The organism is Candidatus Pseudothioglobus singularis PS1 (assembly GCF_001281385.1).
GTDB lineage: Bacteria > Pseudomonadota > Gammaproteobacteria > PS1 > Pseudothioglobaceae > Pseudothioglobus > Pseudothioglobus singularis.
Genome location: NZ_CP006911.1, coordinates 532676 through 546749, shown reverse-complemented (window position 1 = coordinate 546749; position 14074 = coordinate 532676). Strand labels below are relative to the sequence as shown.

The following is a 14074-nucleotide window of genomic DNA, read 5'->3' as shown; positions in this document are numbered from 1 at the left end:
AATGAGAAATCAATTTAATTTAAGTTAAAGGACTTATCTTATAAAATAAAGTAATAATTACTAATTATTTTGACTGTGGCCAAAAAAGGGAGTTCTCGTCGCTGGATGCATGAACATTTAAGTGATGAGTTTGTAAAAAAAGCACAAAAAGAGGGTTATCGCTCTAGAGCTGTTTATAAACTTCTTGAAATCGTTGAAAAAAAAGCAATTATTAGAAATGGTAATAAGGTCTTAGATCTTGGAGCTGCTCCGGGTGGCTGGTCTCAGGTTGCTGCAAAACTTGTTGGCTCTCAAGGCAAAGTTATTGCAAGCGATATATTGCCCTTAGAATTAATTGATGGTGTAGATTTTCTTCAAGGAGACTTTACAGAACAGTCAGTTTATGATGACTTATTAGTCATGACCGATGGTGCTAAAGTAGATGTAGTTCTATCAGATATGGCGCCTAATATGAGTGGACAATTATCAGTTGATCAACCCAAGTCAATGTACCTTGCTGAACTTGCAATTGAGATGGCCATAAAAACCTTAAATCCAGGTGGAAGTTTTGTTGTCAAAGTGTTTCAAGGTGACGGTTTTGATGTATTTGTTCAGAATGCTAAAAAAGCATTTAAGAAAGTCTCTGTAATTAAACCAAAAGCTTCTCGACCTAGATCTAAAGAAGTATATTTATTAGCAAGTCAGTTAAAATAAATCTTTATGCAAAACTTCGCTGAAATACAAGCGCTCATGAAGAGCGAACTTGAACTAATGGATAAGATTTTAGTCAATCGGCTAGATACAAATGTTGACCTCATTAGTCAGATGAGTCATTACATAATAAATTCAGGCGGAAAACGCATACGGCCACTGCTACTTCTTTTGTGTGCTAAAGCCACAGATTATGATGGAGATTATCATTACTCGATGGCAGTGGTGATTGAGCTTATTCATACTGCAACTCTTCTCCATGACGATGTAGTTGACCAATCATCAACGCGTCGTGGTCAAGAGACTGCAAATGAGTTATGGGGAAATGCACCCAGCGTTCTTGTAGGAGACTTTCTTTATTCAAGAGCCTTTGAAATAATGGTTGAACCAAACTCAATGGCAATTATGAAAATCTTATCAAAAGCCACCAATCAGATTTCTGAGGGAGAGGTTTTACAATTATTAAATATAAAAAATGCAAAAGTTACTCAATCTGAATACTTTCAAGTCATTGAAAGAAAGACAGCGTGCTTATTCAAGGCTGCTTGCCAGATAGCTGGGATTTTATCCGGTTCAAATCAAAATATCATTGAGGCACTTGGAAGTTTTGGAATGCATCTTGGTAATGCTTTTCAAGTTATTGATGACACGTTAGATTACGAATCTAACGCACTAATCATTGGAAAAGAAATTGGGGATGACTTATCCGAAGGCAAGGTGACATTGCCCATGATTTACGCTTTAGAGAAAACTAGCGGTTCTAAAAATAAAATGCTCTCCAATGCAATAAAACAAGCTGACTCATCTAATATTGAAAGCATTGTTGAGATTCTTTTAAATGTGGACGCATTTAATTACAGTCGAAATATAGCCAGAGAGCAGTCAGCTAAAGCAATAGAATCCCTAGACCTAATACCAAGTTCAGAATATAAATCTGCTTTAAGGTTGCTTTGTGAACTCTCTCTTGAAAGGAATTCATAGCTCAATTAATGCTGACTCCAAAACTTAAACAGCAGATTCGAACCTCTTTTGATGGGGCTAAAACTCAATTGAGTAATTATAGTAATCGATCATCTCAGAATAAAATGATCGCTGAAATTTCAAAAACCTTGATGGGTGAATACCCCAATATGAATCCAATTATCTGCGTTGAAGCGCCAACTGGAACTGGAAAAACGATGGCTTATCTTGTCAGCTGTTTACCGATTGCCAAAACGCTTAAAAAGACACTAATTATTGCATCAGCAAATGTTGCTCTTCAAGAACAAATACTTAACAAAGACATTGTTGAGGCAAAAAAATACTCTTCTGTAGATTTCGAATATGCTTTGGCAAAAGGCAGATCTAGATATGTCTGCATCAGAAATTTAATCAATCTTACAGAAGAAAATTCAAACTCTCCTGATGCGTTTGAGGATGCGCTTCTTTGGGACGAAAAACCAACTAAAAGTGATTTAGACGAACTTTCAGAGATGGCTGATAGTTATTCATCAACCAGATGGAGTGGAGAGATCGATGATTTGGAGAGTCCTCCAGATAATAGCCTTTGGCAAAAAATTGCTTGCAATAGGTTCACATGCAATTCAAAGAATTGTGAATTTTATAATGATTGCTCTTTTTTTAAAGCTAGAAAAAAGGCATCCCAGTCTGATGTAATTATTGCAAATCATGATCTTGTCCTCGCTGATATCATCAATGGCAATAATGTTCTTCCAGATGTCGAAGATTGTCTCTTTGTATTTGATGAGGCACACCATTTATCGCAAAAAGCTCTATCTCATTTTTCAGAAGGTGGAAGTACTGAATTTATGAAGACCTCGATTCGACAATGCCATAGTGCTATAGATCAAATTATTAAAATCTCAAAATCCAAATCTTCTAATAATTATATTGAGAAGGTTGATACTGCTTTAAATGAGCTCTCTGATTTACTATCTGATCTAGATTACTCTGATGACGTGTCTCTATTTCCTATAACTGGGATACCCAATGAAATCGTCAATCAAACCAAACAGATATTCATTCTATTCAACTCTGCCTACAATGATTTTTATGAGCATAAAGAACAATGGGAGGAATATACCAAAGCCAACAAAATAGAACAAACGACTACTGATAACTTAAATAACATTATTGGTCAAAACAATCAGAATTTATCCTCCATTCTGTCTCTTCTCAGTACATTTAATCGTATGCCCGATAAAGATAAACCGCCTTCAAGTAATTGGATCAGCCGTTCTCGACTTGCAAACAGGAAAAATAATTATCAACTAAATTCTGCAAAAATAGATGTCTCAAGCTCACTTGATCAGATGATATGGTCTAAGGCAGCTGGAGTGGTTCTGACATCTGCCACTTTAACAGCACTTGGCAGCTTTAATAGACTCAATCAGCAGCTTGGATTAGACGCTTCTAAAAATCAATACCTTAGGCTTGCATCACCTTTTAACCATAATTCAGTAGAGTTTAAAATTGCTAAGATTGAAGCAAGTCCAACAAATTCATTTGATCATACTGAAGAGGTTGCACTCGCACTAAAAAATCGAATCGATACTGAATCTGCAACTCTAGTTTTGTTTGCCTCAAATAGTCAAATGCAAAGTGTCGCCGATATAATCGAAAAATCAATTGATTGTGAGCTACTAATACAAGGCGAATATAGTAAAAAAAATATCTTAGAAAGGCATATAGAAAATAGAAAAAAAGGCAAAGGAAGTATTATTTTTGGATTAGATAGCTTTGCTGAAGGGGTTGATCTTAAAGGTGACTACTTAAACCATGTATTTATAGCCAAACTTAGATTTAGCGTCCCAACCTCACCCATTGAAATGACTACCCAGTCTTATCTAGAATCTATGAATCGAAACTCATTTATGGAAATATCACTTCCAGATGCATCGTTGAGGCTGATTCAGGCTTGTGGAAGGCTGATTAGAACTGAGACTGATACGGGAACAATTACTATTTTTGACAATAGATTGATCCAGAAATTTTATGGAAAACTACTGCTTAAGGCACTTCCTGATTTTAAAATCATTGTTGAGTGAGTTGACTTTTCTATAGGTTACTTACATTTTTTGATAAATATTCTGCAATACCATCTGCATTTTCTTTGATTCCTTCATCACCCTTGTTCCATCCAGCTGGACATACTTCTCCATTTTCAGTATGAAAATCAAGTGCATCGACCATTCTGAGCATTTCATCTGCATTCCTACCTAATGGATGATCATTAACTACTTGATGACGAACAACAAAATTCTCATCTATTAAAAAAGATGCTCTTAATGCTGTCCCTTCAGGGTGTTCAATTCCATATGAGCTCATAATTGAATGATTCATATCTGAAACTAGTGGAAAGTCTATTACTCCTATTCCACCATCATTAATGTTAGTATTTCGCCAAGCATTATGAGTATGTTTAGAATCTATTGAGACTCCAATAAGCATTGTTTCTCTCTCAGCAAAAGCTTTGACTCTTTTGTGATGGGCCAAAATCTCAGAAGGACAAACAAATGTAAAGTCTAGTGGGTAGAAAAAAAGTACTATTTTTTGACCTTTAAATTTTGATAGTTGAAAATTTTCAACAATACTTCCATCTGCAAGAATAGCGGATGAACTAAAATCTGGTGCTTCTTTAGTAACCAATACGCACAAAGCACTCTCCTATTTAATGTTCTCGGGCTTTTGTAGTAAGATGCTAATTCTTTATTGAAGTCATTTTTTACTTCATCTAAAATAATTTGTCCAATAATTGTCTTTGGAATACCGTACTGTCTCATCGATATAAAGTTCAAACGATTCGTTTTTTTTAGTAAATATATTTTGTAGCTATACCAAAGTTTCATAATTAATTTTTTATAAAAAAAGCCCTATGTAAGGAGGAAGACATAGGGCCAATTAATTACAAATAGAGCTACTAAAGGAAGTAAATAACTTTTATAGGTAATTAAAATATCACTTATTTAAAATCTCCTTTGATATTTTGTTTCATCATAGTTCGGAGGGCTATTATGAAACAGTTGAAATGATTAAAAAAAAACATCAGATTGAGGAAGTCAGTTTTGTTAATAATCATTTCAAACTTTCTTAATTTCTTATTTAATGATAATGATACTCATTCTCATTTGTGTTTGCAACCTTTTTTTTAAAAAAAATTAATAATTTTTATTGAAGTCAATAAATACGGGCAAGATAACCTAAAATAGTTGTAATAAATCTATTAACACTGACCTAAATGCAGTCTAATAATCGAACTAAAGCTAGCCAAAAAGTAACAATTGTTGGAGCATTGATTGATTTCTTACTCTCAATCATCAAAATCATTTTGGGCTTCATTGGTCAATCTGGTGCTTTAATTGCTGATGGAGTTCATTCATTCTCTGACTTGCTAACTGACTGGGTCACCTGGTATGCTGCTAAGCTTTCTGGGGACGCACCGGATGCAGACCACCCTTATGGGCATGAAAGGTTTGAAACTGTTGCCACCTTAGGTTTAAGTATTTTTCTTGCAATTGTAGGAACTATTATTATCTTTGAGGGTTTTGGTCGATTCTCAAATCCCAATGAACTTAGACATGAAAACTGGCTTATAGCCGCTGCTGCATTGTCTGTACTTAGTAAGGAGGCACTTTACTGGTATACAGTAAAGGTTGCCAGAGATATTAATTCAGACCTACTTAAAGCAAATGCTTGGCATCATCGAACTGATGCCTTTTCCTCAATTGTGGTGGTTATTGGAATAATAGGTGCTGCAAATGGTTATTTTTTCCTTGATAGTGTTGCTGCAATTATAGTTGGAATCTTAATTATTTATATTGGATGGCAACTAGGATTTGAGGCGACCAAGGAGTTAGTTGATACATCTATTGATCAAGAGGATATAAAAGCACTTCGTGTTGCCCTATCAGAAATCAAAGGTGTTAACAGTGTTCACACACTTAGGACAAGAAAAGTTGGCCATAAAAAGTCTGCAGATGTTCACGTACAAGTTAACCCGTTTTTGTCTGTGAGTGAAGGTCACATTATCAGTGTTAGTGTTGAAAGAGTTGCAAAGAAGTGTATCGAAGAGCTCGATGATGTTACCGTCCATATAGATCCTGAAAATGATGAGGAAAAAGAAGAAGCCCCATATAAAGACCTTCCAGAGCGAGCCCAAGCTTTAAAGATTATTAGTCAATCTTTAAAGCTTGAAAATGTTAATTACAACATTGAAAAAACTCAATTGCACTACCTTGAGGGGGAGATACTAGTAGATTTTTTCTTGTCAGCTGATTATCTTAAAAATCAAGAGTTAAATAATATTAAATCTGAACTCAGTGCAGCCTTAGAAAAACTTCCAGATTTTGGCGAGGTAAAAGTCTACTTTAGTTGACTTTAAAGTGCATGATAAGCATGACAAATAGCTCCCGCAAGAGCATCGCCAGCATCAGCTTGAGGAGCCTTGTTAAGCTTCAAAAGCTGCTGAACCATAAATGAAACTTGCTCTTTTGATGCATGCCCTCTTCCTACGACTGACTTTTTAATTTGGTTTGCTGTGTAATCAACAATTGGAATCCCTTTGCCGCCTGCAGCTGAAATGATTGCCCCTCGAGCATGCCCCAACTTAATTGCAGCATCTGGATTGGGTCTATCTGGTCTCATGAATACCCTCTCGACAGCAACAATATCTACTTCGTGGTTAGTGATGATTTCTTTGATGCCTTCATAGATCGTAATAATTCTCTCATTTAAATCACCTTGGGTTCTTATGCATCCACTATTAATGTAAGAAAACTTTAGTTTATTAGCCTCTATTAAGCCGAAACCAGTAATTCTTGAGCCAGGATCTATGCCGAGTATTTTCATGAAGCTATTCTATCAGCTAAGTAAAAACAAGCCAGTATTTTAGTAAAAAAGTTATAATGCACTTTAATTTTTTATGAGAAAAGCTTTATGTCAGTTGTTGAACTTACTCAATCAAACTTTGATGAGACCATTAGTAATAATGAAATAGTGATTATTGATTTTTGGGCGCCTTGGTGTGGACCTTGTCTTCAATTCGCTCCAACATTTAAAGAGGCCTCTGAAAAGATTGAAGGCGTAACTTTTGCTAAAGTAAATACTGAAGAAGAGCAATCACTTGGAGCACATTTTGGCATAAGGTCAATACCTACCCTCATGATTTTTCGAGAAACTATTGGCATTTTTTCACAGCCTGGATCAATGACTGCAAAGGATTTAGAGGATTTATTAAGCAAGGCCAAATCAATTGACATGGATGAGGTCAGAAAAGAACTTGAAAATCAGAAGCAGGCTTAAAGTAAAAAATTCAAATATTTCTTTTCGTTAAAACCAACAACAACTTTATCATTTTTAATTAATACTGGCCTCTTGATAAGAGTTGGATATTTTGATATCAACTCAAAATCAATACTTTGTTTCTCTTTCTCTGATAAAGATCTGTAAGTGGTGGACCTTCTATTAACTAATTCTTCAATGCCAACAGCATCCTTAAAGTCTTCATATTGTTTTTCTGAAATTGGTCTCTCTCTGTAGTCAATAAATTGATAGGATATAGAGTGACCTGCAAGAAACTTCAAAGCCTTTTTGACAGTGTCACAGTTTTTTATTCCGTATACAGTAATTGAATTATTCATTTTAAACTTCTAGTAAGAATGTCACTGGGCCATCATTAATAAGAGAAACACTCATATCTGCACCAAAAATACCGCACTCAGTTTTAAGATTAAATGCTCTTGTTTTTGCAACAAAATAGTTATATAGATTCTCTGCTTCATTTGGGGGCATTGCAGTTGAAAACCCTGCACGCGTTCCGTTCTTTGTGTCTGCAGCAAGAGTAAACTGTGACACAAGTAAAATATCACCTGAAATATCTTTGAGACTTAAGTTCATCTTTTGATTTTCATCGGGAAAGACTCGATATGATAGAACCTTACTAATCATTTTATCGGCATCAAGTTCACTATCTTTTTTTTCCAGACCAAGAAAAACTAGTAGGCCCATATCAATTTCTCCAACCACCTTTCCATTAACCTCAACATGTGAAGAACTAACTCTCTGAATTAAGGCCTTCATCTAGTTATGATGAGAGATAAGAGATATCTGCAACAGATAAAAATAATAATCTTATCTTTCTGATTAAAGCCAGTCTTGAGCTTTTTAACTTATCGTCGTCTGTGTTAACCATGACGTTATCAAAGAATGAATCAATTGAGTCTTTTAGATCTATTAATGACTTCATGACTTCCTGATAGTCTTTACTTCCAGATAGTTTTTTAGATAATGACTCACTGGCATTAAAAAGTTTAATCTCAGAGTCATCAATTAATATCTTCGGATTCAGTGTTTCATTTTTTTCATTAGAATCTTTGAGTATATTTGCAATCCTTTTGTTTGCTTCTATCAAACTCTTTGAGTTTTCAATTTGTGTGAATTCATTTAGCGCTTCCACCCTGAGATGAAAATCAAGAGGGGATTCTGGAGAAACAGCTAAGACAGCCTCATAAACATTACTATCAATATTTGCATCTTTATAGTAAGCTTTCAGTCTATCCATCATAAAGCTGTAAATATCATCACCGCAAGATCTATCGACTTCTTTTAGATGTAAGTTTAATGAATAATCAATCAGAGACTTGAGGTTTAATTCTATTTTTGCCTCGAGCAGAATTCTTAACAAACCCAGAGCAAGTCTTCTAAGCGCATAAGGGTCTTTAGAGCCAGTAGGTGCTTGTCCAATACCATAGATGCCTGAAATTGTATCTAGCTTATCGGCAATAGCAACGACAAGACCTTCGTTGGTAGATGGAACCTTGTCACCCGCAAATCTTGGCTGATAATGCTCTCGGATTGCTACTGAAACTGCTTGAGTCTCTCCATCATTAGTGGCATAGTATCCACCCATAATTCCTTGAAGGTCTGCAAATTCACCAACCATCTCACTTAATAAGTCAGATTTTGACAGCAAGCCTGCCCTTGCAGACGCTTTTTGATCAAAGCCAACTAAATCAGAAATATGTGAGCTAAGGCTTTCAATACGTTTTGCTTTTTGACCCATAGAGCCTAATGACTTCATAAACATCACGCTATCTAAATCAGGTAGTCTTTCCTCAAGCTTTTTAGCCTTATCTTGACTCCAAAAAAACTCTGAATCTGCTAGTCTTGGATGAATAACCCTTTCATTACCATCAACAATTGCCTTAATATTGGTTGATTCAATATTGGCAACAGAGATAAATAATGGCAATAATTGGCCTTGAATGTCAACTAAGTGAAAATATTTTTGATGTGATTTCATAGCGGAAATAATCGCTTCTTGAGGAATATCCAAAAACTTCTTATCAAAACTGCCAGAGAACGCCCTGGGGTACTCAACTAGAGCACAAACCTCATCAAGGAGTGATTCATCAATAACGACTTCAGCATTATTTTTTTGAGCTTCAGATAAAACTTGATCTCGAATAAGCTCTTTTCTCTTTGCAAAGTCAACCAAAATTTGAGCTTTATCACTCATAACTTGCTCATAATCCTTTGCATGTTTAAGCTCAATAATTGGATCTGTAAATCTTAAGCCTTTAGTTATCCTATTACTTTCAAGTCCCATTATTTTTGCAGATACAATATCCTTATCAAGCATAATAACTAACCAATGAACGGGTCTTACAAACGAATAATCAGAACTTCCCCACTTCATCGCTCTAGTTATTGGAATATCTTTTATTGATTTTTCAATAGCTTCTGGTAACAGTTCGCTAACACTCTGGCCTATCTCCTCTTTTGAGTAATAGAAATATTCTTTTCCACCCAACTCTTTTTTCTCAAGTTCGCTTACGTCTACGCCGCATGATTTAGCAAAGCCACTTATTGCCATTTCTGGTGATTGTATTGAAGGCCCCTTCTTTTCGATAATTTGATCAAGCTGTTTACCTTGAACTGCACTTATTGTTATTGCCAAACGTCTAGGCGTTGCAAATGCTTTAATAGTATCAAAGCCAATATTAAGTTTTTTAAGCTCAGAGCTAAGGTTGTCCTTAAGGGCATAAGATAGCTTTAATAAAAGTTTTGGTGGCAGCTCTTCTGTGCCAAGCTCCAATAAAAAGTCGTGCGTTTTCATGCCCAATATTTTAGCTTATTGTATTGATTATTATTTGGTTTGATTAAGAAACTTGGATACTTAGGTTAATTTACGCCAAATATGAAAATAAGCTCCTTATCAAAGACAGCTTCATCTGGAGCAGCTGGAAGCGGTGAAGCCTTATAAACTGCTCTTCTGATAGAGTCTTTAAATACTTTAGCTTTACTACTATCATCGACATTTGCATTTCGAACGTCTACCGCAACAACAGTTCCATCTCTATCTTGAACCACATAAACTTCAGCAGTCCAATCATCCTCAGCACCCTGATAACGCCAGAATGATTTGACCCGTGCAGCAATATTATTAACATAGGCAGACTTCAAGGTGTTTAATTGATCCTCAATCTTAACCAACCTTTCTTGATCCTGCTCCGCTTGAACCTCTTCAGTCAATAAGCGATTGTACTGTTCATTTTCAAAAGCTAACTGCTGGGCAGTTCTCTCAGCTTCAAGCTCATCAAGTTTAATACGCTCTTCTTCAGTAAGTTTTGTTGCCTCATCTTTCTCTTTTTCAGCTTCTTTAGCTTTCTCTTCCTCTATCCTTCTTTTCTCTTCAGCTTCTTTTGCTTTTTCTTCTTCAGTCTTTCGCTTAGCTTCAGCCAATTTAGTTTTTTCTTCTTCAGCTTTTCTTTTTTCTTCTGCCTTCTTGACTTGCTTAGCAACTTCTTGAGCTAGAATTTCAGCTTCCTTAGCTTTTTCTTCGGCCTGCTTTTCAGCTTCCTTGACCGCATCTTTTGCTTTAAGCTCTTCCTCTATTCTTTTCTCCTCAGCTTGCTTAGCAAGAATCTCAGCCTCTTTTGCAAGAATCTCAGCCTCTTGAGCTTCTTTCGTAGCCTCTTTTGCGAGTAACTCAGCTTCCTTTGTTTTTGCTTCTTCGGCTTTACGTTTCAACTCAGCAAGTTTTGTTTTGACCTCTTCAGCTTTGCGAAGTGCTTCAGCTGCTGCCTTTTGTTTTTCAGCTTCTAAGACCTGCATTTCAGCTTCCTTCGTTTTGGCCTCCTCTAAAAGCCTTTTTGCTGCTGCTTCTTTAGCTTTTTTCTCTTCAAGTTTTACTTTTGTTTCAGCTTCAGCAACTTTTTCAACAGCCTTGGAAGCTAATTGTTCAGCTTCTTTTGTTTTTGCTTCTTCAGCCTTCCTCTTAACCTCTGCAAAAACTTTTTGAGCCTTCGCTTTTAAGGCCTCTTGTTCAGCTACTTTTTGATCTTTTTTAGCAGTTTCAGAACGCTTTTCCTCATTTTTAAGCTTTTTTTGCTTTTGTTTTTCAACATCCTTTAAGCGATCTTGCTCTGCCTCAATAATCTCCATATCAATCATCACAGCCTGAACTGGAGCTGCTTGCGATGTTGCAGATACTTGAGGCGTATCCCATTTCTCAACGTTAGCATAAAGAAGCGCAAACAGAATTGATGCATGCAAAATGACTGCAGCCCAAAAAGCAATCGGATGTTTTTTTGAGATCTTGATCATTGGCTGCATCATTGTATTGATAAGACCAAGGACAAATATTAGAAACCTTTTAAGATAGGCGTATATAGAGACTGATACTTGTTTTAAAAGAGTTAAAAACTTCGATTCATTTGAAGTTTCACTTTCTTCTGAAGCTGCAGCGTTATTTTTTTGAGATGCAGACTCAGCCTTTTTAGAAAACAGGTCTCTAATAGAGCTGACAATCTTTTTCACAAAATTCATAAATAAAAATTAGTTAATTTGGGTTTTCAGTCATAAAACCGACTTTATCTATCTTGCTGTACTGTTTCAATAAGGCAATAATTTCTATGACTTTTTCATATTCAACTTTTTTATCACCTTTAACAAAAACTTGCATATCTGGATAAATTTCTTTTCTTGCAAGTATCTGGTTAATAGCCACATTTAAAGAAACTGGCTCATAGTCTTCAATTTCTTCAGTTCCTGGACTAGTCATAGCATTTATAAAGTAATTTCCCTCTGCATCTACTGAAATAACTGAAGGCGTCTGATCTTGATAATCTACAACATTTGCTTGTGCACTAGGCAAGTCAACCTCAACACCTTGCTCAATAATAGGTGTAGTCATCATAAAGATGACTAGCAAGACCAGCATTACATCAATATAGGGAACAATATTGATATCTGCATGGATATCGGGTCTTGAACGCTTTGGAAGTTCGATCATTTTTGTCTCTGAAGAATAACAAATATCTCTTCAACAAAGGCGGTGTATTTGTTACCAATCTCCTCTACTTGCGACACCAATCTATTGTAGGCAATGGTAGCTGGTATTGCGGCAAATAAGCCGAAAGCTGTTGCAATAAGAGCCTCTGCGATACCTGGTGCAACAACTGCAATGGTCGCTTGCTTGACTGAAGCAAGACCAATAAAGGAGTGCATAATTCCCCAGACAGTTCCAAAGAGTCCAATATATGGACTAGAAGATGCAATCATAGCAAGGATAGAAAGGCTTGAGTCAAGTCGATCAATCTCATTGCTTGCAGAAGTGTTCATTGCCCTATAAGCCCGCTCAGAATTCATTATCAGTGATTGATTTGAAGTAGATTTCGAATGAGTAAATTCTTTGTAGCCTGAACCAAAAATATCTTCCATTGCACTCCAATCAGAGGCAAGTTTTGGGAGGTTTTTATATAAATCTGGAAGCTTTTCATTTCTTTCAAACTCTTCATGGAAGATCTCAATATCATTTGAAGCATCCATCAAAATCTTCTTCTTGGACATAATAACTGTCCAGGAATAGATCGACATTAAAACCAAAATAATCATAACTAGCTGAACGACAAATCCCGCATTAAAGATTAAACTGACGATTGATAAACTATTTTCTTCCATTAAGTTTCTCCAAGATTTCTTGCGGAAAAGCGCAAGGTTTTAAATTATTTTTCATTACAGAAACAACCTTGACTTCTGCTTTAAATAATACCGTATTTTTCTCTATATTCAGAATTTTCTGAGCAAAAACAAGACTTGCATTTTTAATTAAATCAATGCTAGTTTGAACCTCAATAACATCATCTAGATAAGCAGGCGATATATAATTCGCACTCACCGACTTAACAACAAAAACTATACCATATTGTTTTGCCAGAGAGCTCTGCTCAAAGCCTAGATCCCTGAGATATTCAGTTCTTCCTCTTTCAATATATTTCAGATAGTTGGCATAAAACACAACCCCGCCAGCATCTGTATCTTCGTAATAAACTCTAATCCTTTGTTGATTCATTTACCAAATAAATCTTGTGATTGTACCTCTCTAACTTCACCCAAATGAGAAAAAGCAAGATCTGTAGCAACTCTTCCTCTTGGGGTTCGCATTATAAAACCCTGCTGAAGGAGATATGGCTCTATCATATCTTCCAAAGTTGTCCTTTCTTCACCCAAGGCAGTCGCCAAAGTATCTAAACCCACAGGACCTGCTGAGAATTTATTAATGATCAAACTGAGGTAATCTCTATCGAGCTGCTCAAGGCCTGCTTCATCAACCTTAAGGGTTTCAAGCGCCTCCTTTGCAATATCTACATTGATGATTCCTTTTGTTTTAACGTCTGCAAAATCACGAACCCTTCTAAGAAGGCGATTTGCAATTCGAGGGGTTCCTCTAGAGCGTTTTGCAATCTCTTTTGATCCATGTTTTTCAATTGTAATATTTAGAATAGAGGCAGATCTTTCTATAATTTCTTGCAGCTCATTAAGCTTATAAAAAGACAGTCTATGAACAATACCAAATCTATCCCTTAGAGGTGAGGTTAGCATTCCAGCTCTAGTTGTTGCACCTATAAGGGTGAATGGAGGCAATTCGAGCTGAACTGAGTGAGCAGCAACTCCTTCACCAACCAAGATATCTAATTTGAAATCCTCAAGAGCAGGATACAAGATTTCTTCAACAACAGGATTCAGCCTGTGTATTTCATCAATAAAGAGTATATCAAATGGCTCTAGTTTTGTGAGTATTGCAGCCAGGTCACCTGAGCGCTCAAGAACAGGTCCTGATGTTTGTTTAATACCTGCACCCATCTGGTTGGCAATGACATTCGCTAGGGTTGTTTTTCCAAGTCCAGGAGGCCCATAAATGAGGCAATGGTCAAGAACGTCTGAACGAGATTTTGCAGCTTTGATGAATAATGACATTTGTGATTTAACATCTTCTTGACCAATATAATCTGCAAAAGAATTAGGACGCACAGAGGCAGTCTTGAGATCTTCATTTGATTGATTTTCACCACCAATCAATCTGTCCTCTTCAATCATGCAAAAT

The 14074-nt window shown here is 36.1% G+C and carries 15 protein-coding genes; 5 read left to right on the top strand and 10 right to left on the bottom strand.

Annotated elements, in window-relative coordinates; genetic code table 11:
* Positions 1 to 75 precede the first annotated feature (75 nt).
* The 3 genes from rlmE to dinG are packed head-to-tail and all read left to right on the top strand — an operon-like array spanning position 76 to position 3737.
* Positions 76 to 693, top strand: coding sequence for a 23S rRNA (uridine(2552)-2'-O)-methyltransferase RlmE (gene rlmE, locus W908_RS02775; protein ID WP_082345002.1), 618 nt, complete (start codon positions 76 to 78; stop codon positions 691 to 693).
* 6 nt (positions 694 to 699) lie between these two features.
* Positions 700 to 1671 (top strand): polyprenyl synthetase family protein, encoded by a 972-nt coding sequence (locus W908_RS02770; protein ID WP_053819834.1) that lies wholly within the window; start codon positions 700 to 702, stop codon positions 1669 to 1671.
* Positions 1672 to 1679: 8 nt separating this feature from the next.
* Positions 1680 to 3737 (top strand): ATP-dependent DNA helicase DinG, encoded by a 2058-nt coding sequence (dinG, locus tag W908_RS02765; RefSeq protein ID WP_053819833.1) that lies wholly within the window; start codon positions 1680 to 1682, stop codon positions 3735 to 3737.
* A gap of 10 nt (positions 3738 to 3747) precedes the next feature.
* On the opposite strand, the gene W908_RS02760 is transcribed toward dinG, so the two are convergent.
* Positions 3748 to 4347 (bottom strand): peroxiredoxin, encoded by a 600-nt coding sequence (locus tag W908_RS02760; RefSeq protein WP_053819832.1) that lies wholly within the window; start codon positions 4345 to 4347, stop codon positions 3748 to 3750.
* A gap of 580 nt (positions 4348 to 4927) precedes the next feature.
* Here W908_RS02760 and W908_RS02755 point away from each other — a divergent pair.
* The gene (locus W908_RS02755) at positions 4928 to 6064 is read left to right on the top strand and encodes a cation diffusion facilitator family transporter (RefSeq protein WP_053819831.1); all 1137 of its coding nucleotides are present in this window, start codon (positions 4928 to 4930) and stop codon (positions 6062 to 6064) included.
* A gap of 2 nt (positions 6065 to 6066) precedes the next feature.
* Here the strand turns inward: W908_RS02755 and ruvC are convergent, their stop codons facing one another.
* A complete protein-coding gene (ruvC, locus tag W908_RS02750) occupies positions 6067 to 6537 on the bottom strand; it encodes a crossover junction endodeoxyribonuclease RuvC (RefSeq protein ID WP_020026044.1) in 471 nt (156 codons plus the stop codon).
* A gap of 87 nt (positions 6538 to 6624) precedes the next feature.
* On the opposite strand from ruvC, the gene trxA reads away from it, so the two are divergent.
* Positions 6625 to 6990 carry a thioredoxin gene (gene trxA, locus W908_RS02745; protein WP_053819830.1) on the top strand — a complete coding sequence of 122 codons (366 nt, stop codon included), beginning with the start codon at positions 6625 to 6627 and terminating at the stop codon, positions 6988 to 6990.
* On the opposite strand, the gene W908_RS02740 is transcribed toward trxA, so the two are convergent.
* The 8 genes from W908_RS02740 to ruvB form a co-directional block, all read right to left on the bottom strand.
* The gene (locus W908_RS02740; protein ID WP_053819829.1) at positions 6987 to 7328 is read right to left on the bottom strand and encodes a Spx/MgsR family RNA polymerase-binding regulatory protein; all 342 of its coding nucleotides are present in this window, start codon (positions 7326 to 7328) and stop codon (positions 6987 to 6989) included. The genes trxA and W908_RS02740 overlap by 4 nt on opposite strands.
* Before the next feature lies 1 nt (position 7329).
* A complete protein-coding gene (dtd, locus tag W908_RS02735; protein ID WP_053819828.1) occupies positions 7330 to 7767 on the bottom strand; it encodes a D-aminoacyl-tRNA deacylase in 438 nt (145 codons plus the stop codon).
* A 4-nt stretch (positions 7768 to 7771) separates the two neighbouring features.
* Entirely contained in the window at positions 7772 to 9805 is a 2034-nt protein-coding gene (gene glyS, locus W908_RS02730) for a glycine--tRNA ligase subunit beta (RefSeq protein WP_053819827.1), read from the bottom strand.
* 65 nt (positions 9806 to 9870) lie between these two features.
* Positions 9871 to 11517 (bottom strand): TonB C-terminal domain-containing protein, encoded by a 1647-nt coding sequence (locus W908_RS02725; RefSeq protein ID WP_053819826.1) that lies wholly within the window; start codon positions 11515 to 11517, stop codon positions 9871 to 9873.
* Positions 11518 to 11530: 13 nt separating this feature from the next.
* Positions 11531 to 11983 (bottom strand): ExbD/TolR family protein, encoded by a 453-nt coding sequence (locus tag W908_RS02720; RefSeq protein ID WP_053819825.1) that lies wholly within the window; start codon positions 11981 to 11983, stop codon positions 11531 to 11533.
* Positions 11980 to 12651, bottom strand: a complete 672-nt coding sequence (gene tolQ, locus W908_RS02715) for a protein TolQ (protein ID WP_053819824.1) — start codon at positions 12649 to 12651, stop codon at positions 11980 to 11982. Before tolQ ends, W908_RS02720 begins: the two co-directional genes overlap by 4 nt.
* Complete coding sequence (ybgC, locus tag W908_RS02710) at positions 12638 to 13042, bottom strand: tol-pal system-associated acyl-CoA thioesterase (RefSeq protein WP_053819823.1); 405 nt, start codon at positions 13040 to 13042, stop codon at positions 12638 to 12640. Before ybgC ends, tolQ begins: the two co-directional genes overlap by 14 nt.
* Positions 13039 to 14067 (bottom strand): Holliday junction branch migration DNA helicase RuvB, encoded by a 1029-nt coding sequence (gene ruvB, locus W908_RS02705; RefSeq protein WP_053819822.1) that lies wholly within the window; start codon positions 14065 to 14067, stop codon positions 13039 to 13041. Before ruvB ends, ybgC begins: the two co-directional genes overlap by 4 nt.
* Between the last annotated feature and the right edge of the window lie 7 nt (positions 14068 to 14074).